The sequence below is a fragment of the Desulfosarcina sp. genome (assembly GCF_055467485.1).
This window is the reverse complement of sequence record NZ_JBUOIV010000105.1, coordinates 1-8,336: the sequence shown is the minus strand read 5'-3', so window position 1 is coordinate 8,336 and position 8,336 is coordinate 1. Positions and strand designations below refer to the sequence as shown.

General features: G+C 62.3%; 5 protein-coding genes. 2 read left to right on the top strand and 3 right to left on the bottom strand.

The window, feature by feature from the left end; genetic code table 11:
- Nucleotides 1-265 precede the first annotated feature (265 nt).
- Nucleotides 266-4,264 carry an ATP-dependent RNA helicase HrpA gene (hrpA, locus tag ACZCED_RS24250; RefSeq protein WP_464862021.1) on the bottom strand — a complete coding sequence of 1,333 codons (3,999 nt, stop codon included), beginning with the start codon at nt 4,262-4,264 and terminating at the stop codon, nt 266-268.
- 267 nt (nt 4,265-4,531) lie between these two features.
- Between hrpA and ACZCED_RS24245 the strand changes: the two genes are divergently transcribed.
- Nucleotides 4,532-5,101, top strand: a complete 570-nt coding sequence (locus ACZCED_RS24245) for a hypothetical protein (RefSeq protein ID WP_462969114.1) — start codon at nt 4,532-4,534, stop codon at nt 5,099-5,101.
- A 68-nt stretch (nt 5,102-5,169) separates the two neighbouring features.
- The gene (locus ACZCED_RS24240) at nt 5,170-5,310 is read left to right on the top strand and encodes a hypothetical protein (RefSeq protein WP_462969115.1); all 141 of its coding nucleotides are present in this window, start codon (nt 5,170-5,172) and stop codon (nt 5,308-5,310) included.
- 204 nt (nt 5,311-5,514) lie between these two features.
- On the opposite strand, the gene ACZCED_RS24235 is transcribed toward ACZCED_RS24240, so the two are convergent.
- Both ACZCED_RS24235 and rapA read right to left on the bottom strand, forming a co-directional pair.
- On the bottom strand, nt 5,515-5,847 hold the full coding sequence (locus ACZCED_RS24235) for a PilZ domain-containing protein (RefSeq protein WP_462969116.1): 333 nt from the start codon (nt 5,845-5,847) through the stop codon (nt 5,515-5,517).
- A 106-nt stretch (nt 5,848-5,953) separates the two neighbouring features.
- The coding region (rapA, locus tag ACZCED_RS24230; RefSeq protein WP_464862020.1) for an RNA polymerase-associated protein RapA at nt 5,954-8,336 on the bottom strand (2,383 nt) is incomplete at its 5' end.

The window sequence follows — 8,336 nt, the reverse complement described above, 5'->3', positions numbered from 1 at the left end:
GTGCCATCCGATCCTGGTCCTGAGCCGCGGCGATGCCTGCGAACAGCAGCAAAGCCGGAAGAACGATCCACAGCACTGTTTTCATCATCCATCCGGTCACTTGTGCTTCAGCCATGTACGGTTGATCCAGATTCTACCAACAGTTGCAAACGGACAACGAGGAGGGAATCGTCTATCATCCTTACGGTGCGGCGAAGTACTGCCGTCACCGGCAGAACATTCCGCGCGGCAAACCGCGGGGAGGATTCCATCCCGGCCCACCCACTCATACCATCCGGTCGATCTCACCGATCCGCTTCTTGAGCCGCTTGGCCGACACCGGCCCGTCGGTGCCCACCTCCTGGGCGAACACCGAGACCTTGTACTCCTCGATGGACCAGAAGAAATCTTCGACGGCCGCTCGCTTTTCAGCAGAGGTGGCGGGATCCATGGATGCGAGCATGCGGCCCAGCTGTTCGATGAACGGGGCCACCAGGGCCTGGCGGGAACGGTCTCTTTCCAGGTCGGTGATGCCGCGCTGCACGCGGATGGAGATGGTCCTCAGGTAGCGAACCAGGTGGAACAGGCGCTGCCGGTCGTAGAGCGAAACAAAATTGTCGGGCACCAGGCGGGCCAGCTCATCCTTGAGGGTCTGCAGGAACTGCCCCACCACCGGTGCGGCGATGCGTTTCTGCTCGACTTCCAGGATCCGGCATTGCGCTTCGTGGTGGGCCTCGATCACAGCCACGACCGCATCGCACAGATCCCGGCCGCACTGGTGCACGCGCATGCCGATCAGTTTTTCGACGTGGGCGTCGTATTGGGCGGCGGTCAGCAGGTTTACCGCGAACAGTCCGCGGGTGACGCACTCGAAAAGCTGGGCCTCGACAGCCGCCATACCGCCGAAATAGGTGACCTGGCGCTTGAGCAGGGCCGGCAGCTTGAGGTTCTTTTTCAGGTGTTTGATATCGTCGGCAAACTGGCGGGCCAGCAGGGCCGCCACCCCGGCGGTGTGGGCCGCGTCCGCCGCCTTGGAATCGGCAAACAGTTTGATACCGACACGCTCACCGGCAACCGCCAGCCGGGGATAGAGGCGCCACGGCGCTCCTTGCTTGTCGTCGACGGCCAGCACCTCGGGCAGGTCCCCGAAATCCCAGCCGGTGACGTCATCGCGCTCCCATTTGTGTTTCAGGCCGCTCAGACCGGACGGAAGGACCGGCGTTCCCGGGCCCTGGTCCAGCAGGCGGTCGTCCCGTCCGCTGGCCACCACCTTACCCTTGGCGTCGGTGATGGCCAGGCGCATTTTTAAATGGTCCGGCAGATCGTCCACGGGCCAGGCCGCCGCCGGGATGTCCACCTGCAGTCGTTTGAAAATAAAGCGGCTCAGGGCCGCGGGCAGGCTTTCCCGGCCCCGCGGCATCTCGCGCAGAATGGTTTGCACCGTATCGGCCACCGGCACCAGGCGCACCCGGTAGGTTTTGGGCAGCCCTTTGATCAGGGCGGTGATCTTGTCGGCCAGCAGGCCGGGCACCAGCCAGTCCAGCTGCTCGCGGGGGACATCTCCGGTGGTTTCGGCCGGGATGGTGACGGTGACGCCGTCGGTCTCCGTTCCCGGGTCGAATACATAGTCGCAGTCCAGCACCCGGTGGCCCAGGTCCAGCTGGCGGGGAAACTGCTCCAGCACGCCTTCATCGGGCAGGTAACGGACCAGCATCTCCCGGCTCAGCCGCAGGAACCCGTCGCCACCCTGTTTGCGGATGCGATGCTTCAGGGTGCGGATGTCGCAGACGCCGGGAAGCCGTTCCCTGTAAAAGGCCACCAGCACCTCGTCGTCCACCAGGATATCCCGCCGGCGGATGCGGTCCTCCATGCCGCGCACCTCTTCCACCAGTTCGGTATTGTGGCGGATGAACGCCAACGGCTGTCGCACGTCCCCTTCCACCAGGGCACTGCGAATAAAGATATCCGACGCCTGCTGCGGATCGATGCGCCCGAAGGCCACCCGGCGGTCCTGGACGATAGGCAGGCCGAAGAGGGACACCTGCTCCCGGGCCACCACCTCCCCGCGGCTGCGCTCCCAGTGGGGATCGGACCAGGTGGGCCGGCACAGGTCGCCGCCGAGGGGCTCCAGCCAGGCCACATCCACGACCGCCGCATTGCGGGCAAACAGGCGCGAGGTCTCCACCATCTCCGCCGCCACGATCCAACTGCCCGGGTTTTTGAACAGGCCCGAACCGGGAAAAAGCATCACCTCGCGATCCTTGGCCGCCCGGAAAAAAACCTTCTCCTTTTTCATGGCGATGTTGGAGAGAAAACCGCTCAGGATCGACCGGTGAATGGCGGCATAGAGCGGGTGGAACGCGCCGTCGCTATCCTGGCCGGCCGCCGCGTCATCCGGCAGCACCGGGCCGGCGGCTGTCTGCGAACCGTTGTCCTGCTCCTTGAGCGCCGCCGTGATCTGGCGGTGGATATCGCGCCATTCGCGGATCCGCCGGAAGGAGAGAAAATGTTGCCGGCAGAATTTCTTCAGTTCGTTCATGCTGCGCGGCCGGTCGGAGCGGTCGTGGATGGCCCGCCAGATGTTCAAAATGGTGACAAAATCGGACAACGGATCGACGAACGGACGGTGGGCCAGGTCGGCCAGGGCCGCTTTATCCAGGGGCCGCTCGCGCACCTCCTGGATGCTCAGGGCGGCGGCGATGATCACGAGCTGGTCCAGGCAGCCTTCCTTTTGCGCCTCGATGAGCATGCGCGAGAGGCGCGGGTCGATGGGCATGCGGGCCATGGTGCGGCCGTTTTCGGTCAACTGGTATACCGGGGCGTTTCTTCGCTTGACACCTGCGCGCACGATGGCACCCAGTTCCACCAGCAGATCAAACCCGTCCCGGATGCTTTTTTCCGCCGGCCGGTCGATAAAGGGGAAATCGGCGACGTCGCCGAGCTTGAGGGCAATCATGCGCAGGATGACCTCGGCCAGGTTGGACCGCAGGATTTCCGGCTGGGTGAACAGGGGCCGGTTGAGGTAGTCTTCCTCGGGGTAGAGGCGGATGCAGACGCCGTTCTCCACCCGCCCGCAGCGCCCCTTGCGCTGGTCGGCGCTGCTCCTCGATATGGGCAGCACCGGCAGGGAGGTGGTCCGGGAGCGGGGCAGATACTGGGAGATGCGCGCCAGACCCGTATCCACGACGTAGCGGATGCCGGGTATGGTAATGGACGTCTCGGCCACGTTGGTGGCCACGATGATCTTGCGGGCCGCGGTGGACGCGAAAACCCTGCGCTGGTCCGCGGCGCCCAGCCGGGCAAACAGGGGCAGGATCACAGTGCGCGAATAATTGCGCCCTTCAAGGGTTTCACAGGTTTCGCGGATATCCTGCTCGGTGGGCATGAAGATCAGGATGTCGCCCCGGGGCTGCTTTTTGACCAGCCGGTCGACGGCCTGGGCGGCCAGTTCGACGGGGGTGCGGTCCTCCTCCTCTTCCGGGGCCGCATCGGGGAAAAAATAGCGGGTTTCCACCGGGAACAGCCGCCCGGACACCTCGATCACCGGCGCATCGTCGAACGCCTTGGAAAACTTCTCCGTGTCGATGGTGGCCGAGGTGATGATCAGCTTGAGGTTCTTTCTCCGGTGGACCAGCCGCTTGAGGATGCCCAGGACGAAGTCGATGTTCAGGCTGCGCTCGTGGGCCTCGTCGACGATGATGGTGTCGTATTCGTTGAGCCAGGGGTCCCCCTGGGTTTCGGCCAGCAGGATGCCGTCGGTGACCACCTTGATGTAAGCGTCGGGGCCGGTCTTATCCTGGAAGCGGATCTTGTAGCCCACCGATCCACCGAGATCTTCCCCGAGTTCCTCGGCGATGCGTGCGGCCACGGTGGTGGCGGCAATGCGCCGCGGCTGGGTGCAGGCGATCTTGCCGTCGATGCCGCGCCCGGCGGCCAGGCAGAATTTGGGGATCTGGGTGGTCTTGCCCGATCCGGTCTCGCCGGAGATGATGGTCACCGGGTGATTGCGGATGCTGTCGATGATCGCCGCCTTGGCTGCGGTGATCGGCAGATGGTCGAGATCCTGAAATCGGGGAACCCCTTCACCGCGGTGCTGCCTTCTGGCAACGGCCGCACGAATGCGCGGCCCCAGGCCCTTCAGCTGCCTGTCAATCGCCGCGTCCGCCATTTTCTTCCCCGACCGCGCCAGCCGGTCCAATTCACGGCGCAGGGCAACGGCGTCGCTGTGCATGGCCTTTTTGAGCAGGTTGCGGAATTGGTCGATCTGTTTTTGGCTGTCGGTCACAAATGGTCCTGTTTGTCTGCATTTACCGGTTTCGGGCACCCATTCATAGAAGCCCTCTCAAAAACATTTTTGAAATGGCTTCTACCATGACCAATAGGTATTACAACCCTTTTTACCGTCGGTGGCCGTCCCACCGGCCGTCCCATACGGTTCTCAATTGTGCCGGTTCGCGTGATCTGCTAAACTGGCTGTCATCTTGGTGCCATCGGCGATGCGCCTGGCATCGGGGCAGGATTGAACCCTTTAAGGAGGTTGACAACCAAAGCGATGAAAAGGAACTATCTGGACTGGCGTGGACGGATCGCCGTCTTGGGCTGTGCCTTGCTGTTGATCGGCGCCATCGATCAGGCCACCAAGGATGCGCTCGCGGTCAGGCACATCCTCAGGACCATCGCCGAGCAGCCCCCCCGATCCGACGACCGGGAGCTTAGCGCCGAGGTGACCGAGAGAGAGCTCAACGCCTACATTGCCTACCGCCTGGCGCAGGAGAAGGAGCCGCTCTGCGACAGCCTGACGGTGAAACTGCTGGACCATAACCATGTCCGCGGTAAAATCCGTTTCGATGCGCAGCGGCTCAACCTGGACGCCCTGCTGGGTGAAAACCTGGTTTTCGATTTCAAGTGTGTCTTCCTGACCCAAAACGGGGCGGCCCGCATCGATCTGGTCTCCCTGCAGCTCAATGGTCAACCGGTAGATCCGCAGGTGCTTGATTTCGTTATCCACACGGCGGCGCTGGTTTACCATACGGAATCGTCAGGTATCGGCGACTGGTATGAATTGCCCAAAGGCGTCAAACGGATAAGCGGATACAACGCAAAAGCCATTTTGCATTACTGAAGGCGCCGATGTAACCTTTTTCATTTTCCTCCGTTATGGCAGCAACCAAAGACCGAAAAGGAGGCAAAATGAAAAAAATGGCGGGGTTCATTGCGGCGGTAGTACTGATCTGTTCAACGGTTGCCTATGCCGGAGGGGATAAAAATCAGAATCGGCATGACGGGAGCAAGGGAAAAGGCCAGACCAACCAGGAGCGCATCAACAAGTAGCGGCCCTCCGGAAGCATGACTATCGGGGTTCGATTGTTGATCGACATACCCCGCGGGAAGTCGCGGGGGATGTTCTGCCTGTGACGGCAGTGCGGCGCTGCACCGTAAGGGTGAACCTCGATTTTCAGTTCGCTCGCTATCGCGGTTCAAGGTGTCACAACAGCCACACGGGCAACACGCTGATTGTTGCCGGACCTTCTGGGTTCAGCGATCGATTTCATGCACGATTTCAGGAAAATGGCCCTCCCTGCAGATCAACCCATCTATCGGCTGATCGAAAACCACGGAAAACCCCTTCTGAGTGCTGCGGGCTACCTTTCCGGTAACCTGAAGCTGGTTCTCAAAGTCGAAAACCGGAAATTTGAGTTCAATGGGCTGACCCTCGGCAATCCGCCGCCAGGTACCGATAAAAACCCCTGTGGCACCGATATTCTTGATGATATCCCGAAACGACCCTTCCTTGGCGGTATATTCCGCTATAATAAAGGCCGCCCGACGGGGAAATCGGCGCAGGTCTGGACTTGATTGGGCACTCATTGGTTCACCACCACCCTTTGATAGATTCCCGGATTACTGTTTCATCTCTTTATGTCCAGGAAACCCAAAATAGTATCGAATTGATCATCCGTAAAGGCGCTGGAGTTTAAAATCCCCTGCCTTTAACGATCAGACGCATGGCATCGAGCCTCAGCCGCGCCGCAGAGACGGCCGACAGCACGTCATCCCGGTCCCGTCTGGCCGCGTCGATGTCCGTATCAAGAATCGCGGGATTCACCCGGGAGAGCGCCTCGATCCGGTCGACGGCGGCGTCCATCGCCTGGCCGGCCTCCCGAAGGGCCGCCTCGACGACCGGACGGGACCTGTCCCGGGCCATCACCCGGCCGGCCTCGAGCATGTGCGGGATGCGCGGGGAAACCACCGGAAAGATTTCAGCGTAAAGGCCGGCTGAACCGTCGGTGAGCCGGTCCGCCAGCCCCTCGGGCACCTCCTTTTCCCGATTGTTCAGCTGGTGATCCACGACCACCCGGAACGGGGTGGGCGGCAGGTATCGCTCCACATCAAGGTCCGGCCCGGCAATCGCCTCCATCACGAATACCATCTCCAGCAGCAATGCCGGCTCGCCGGCTGCATCCCAGCAGGCAAATGCGGCATTTCCTTTGCCGCTGCCCAGATAGCGCTCCATGGCCCCGCTCACCAGCGGATGATCCCAGGTGAGGAATCCGAGATCTTCACGGATCAGGGCGGTGGCGCGGTCCGTGGCCACCGTCAGGCCGGAGGGTCGGAATCCCGGCAGCGGGTCGGCATAGCGGTGATCCGGGCTCAATCGATAGACCTGTGGGGCAACCGGCTCCATGACGATCCCCCAGACGTCTAACAGCTGTCCAACCCATCCCGGGAAGCCGGGATCATTGTCTACCTCACGGATCGCTTCCATCAGGCGGGCCACCTCCTCCGGCGGCAATGCATCCAGCTCCAGGAGCCGATCCCGCCCCGCATCGATCCGTCGCTGCTGGCGGATGACGGATATCCGGCCGCCGCGGATCAGCCTGTCCAACCGGGCATCGGCTTCTTTATTTTCCTGGTCGCCGGTCAGTGCCGTCAGTTGGCCGATGAACCGGCGGGTCACCCAGCCGGCGGCCGGGACGTTCTTTTCAAATGCGTCGAGGGCTTCATGGTACCACCTCGCCAGGATCTCCCCGCCGGTTCCCCGGACGTACAGCACCCACACCTGGACAACCCCGGTCTGGCCGATACGGTCCAGGCGGCCCAGGCGCTGCTCCAGCAGTTCCGCATCCGGCGGCAGATCGAAAAGGACCAGCGAGCGTGCGAATTGAAAGTTGCGGCCCTCGCTGCCGATCTCCGAACACAGCAGCAGCGCCGCCCCCCCCGGTTCGGCAAACCAGGCCGCATTGCGATCCCGCTGCACCAGCGTCATCTTCTCGTGATAACGTCCGACATGGATGTGGATGCGCTTTTCCAGCGCTTCATAAAGGGCGTTGACCGTCGCGGACGTTCGGCAGATCAACAGCGTCTTTTCTTCACGGTGATCACGCAGATAGGTTTCCAGCCAGGCCACCCGGGGGTCACCTTCAAAAGCGATCTCTCCGTTTATGGTAAGCGATCCACAATCCTGCATGACTTCCCGGTCGAGCCGACGGCGCATCGACGCCCCGTTGCCATGCGCATCGAGCGGAATCACATGCGCCCGCCTGCCCGGAAACCCGCCAACGGTTCGCCGGGTATGCCTGAACATCACCCGGCCGGTGCCGTGCCGATCGATGAGGGTCTGCACCAACAGACGCCGACCCTCGGATTGGGACAGTTCCCCTTTAATCTCATCGACGGGGATGCCCAACAGGCCCGCAAGGCTCGACAGGCTTGCCGGGTCGGCATGGCGGCCATCCAGCACTGCCTGGACCATCCGGGCGATCGGTTCAAATGCCCGGCTTTCGGTTTTGAACTGCCGGTAGTCGCTATAGCGATGCGGGTCCAGCAGGCGCAGTCGGTCAAAATGGCTTCGCGCCGCCAGGTGACCCGGTGTGGCCGTGATCAGAACCATGCGCCGCACGCTCCCGGCCAGTTGTTGAACCTGCCGGGACAACCGTCCGCCCGGCTGGATGTGGTGGGCTTCGTCCAGCACCACCATGTCCCAACCGCCGTCGGTCAACCGGGATTGCAGCACCGGTGGGGCCTCGGTCAGAAAGGAAAAGCCGCAGAGCCCCAAGGGTTCGTCGAGAAATGGGTTGTCGCCGGTTGAGGACGGCGGCTGCGCCGCCACGAACGCATCATCGAAAATGCGGCACCGCAGATTGAACCGGCGCGCCAGTTCCACAAACCACTGCACCACCAGGGCGTCGGGAACAATGATCAGTATCCGGTTGACACGGCCGTTGAGCCTCAGGCGATGCAGGATGAGCCCCGCTTCGATGGTTTTTCCCAGACCGGTTTCGTCGGCCAGCAGCACCCGGGGGAGGCGACGGCGGCTGACCTCGGCGGCAATCGCGAATTGATGGGGAATCAGGTCC

Coding starts and splice junctions, on each gene's coding strand:
- ACZCED_RS24245 (WP_462969114.1), top strand. CDS start 4,532: ATGAAAAGGAACTATCTGGACTGGCGTGGACGGATCGCCGTCTTGGGC.
- ACZCED_RS24240 (WP_462969115.1), top strand. CDS start 5,170: ATGAAAAAAATGGCGGGGTTCATTGCGGCGGTAGTACTGATCTGTTCA.
- ACZCED_RS24235 (WP_462969116.1), bottom strand. CDS start 5,847: ATGAGTGCCCAATCAAGTCCAGACCTGCGCCGATTTCCCCGTCGGGCG.